This is a genomic window from Caldisalinibacter kiritimatiensis (assembly GCF_000387765.1).
GTDB classification, from domain to species: domain Bacteria; phylum Bacillota; class Clostridia; order Tissierellales; family Caldisalinibacteraceae; genus Caldisalinibacter; species Caldisalinibacter kiritimatiensis.
The window spans coordinates 1-879 of record NZ_ARZA01000037.1; the positions used below are offsets into that span (position 1 = coordinate 1).

Below are 879 nucleotides of genomic sequence, written 5' to 3' on the forward strand. Positions count from 1 at the left end.
TAGGCTTAGCAGCCTCATAAGAATCTAATTTTATTGAGTCAATAGATACATGTTCACCATGAATAATATTTAGTTCTTTAGCGTGAAGTACTAACTCGTGGAAAATTTTTTCAAGTTCATCTGTTTCACATAATTTATCTAAAAATCTACTAAATGTAGATTCAGAAGGTACTTTTCCAAGCACTTCAAAACCACAATAATATCTAAGGATTGGATTTTGTTTTAGATTAAGAACTAAATCTTTAATAGTTTGTATTTTTTCAACTTGCATAGCAATTAGAGCATATATCATTGTTGTTGGCTCATAGCCCTTCGGGCCTTTTGAATTACTAGATTTTCTAAGTTTATTAGCTATCTTAGAAACGTCAATTTGAGATAAAATCATTTCTAATTTAGTTTCTTGTTGAAATTCCATAATTTCTTCAAAGGAAATTAAGCTCATTTGTCGAATATACATTAAGTGGTTTCACTCCTTCGGGTTATTTTGTTTGCACTTAATTAATTCGACATTTTGGGGTGAAACCCCTTTTTGTGTCCAAGAAAATTTAGTAAAATCAACAATCAAGAAATATGCAATTTACTTAAATAATAATCAGTTAGTAGGGAATAACTTTCATAGACTTCAAAATACTGATATATTTAATAAATACACTCTTTGACACATTTGTATTGGATGTATAAACAATAATATGGAAGGATATAATATCTAAATAAAACTGACTAAGAAAAAATATAAAAAAGTTCTTGACACAATTAAATAATGATGCTATATTATTATGCGTCGGCAAAAAACGACGCCGACATAAAAAATAAAAAAGTACTTGACAAACATAAGTTGTTTTGATATAGTTTTAAGAGTCGTCGCTAAAAACAAATAGA

The 879-nt window shown here is 27.9% G+C and carries 1 protein-coding gene; it reads right to left on the reverse strand.

Annotated features, from left to right (window positions below; genetic code table 11):
* Nucleotides 1–457: transposase (locus L21TH_RS01035; protein ID WP_034428934.1), on the reverse strand; the 457-nt coding region annotated here is incomplete at its 3' end.
* Nucleotides 458–879 lie beyond the last annotated feature (422 nt).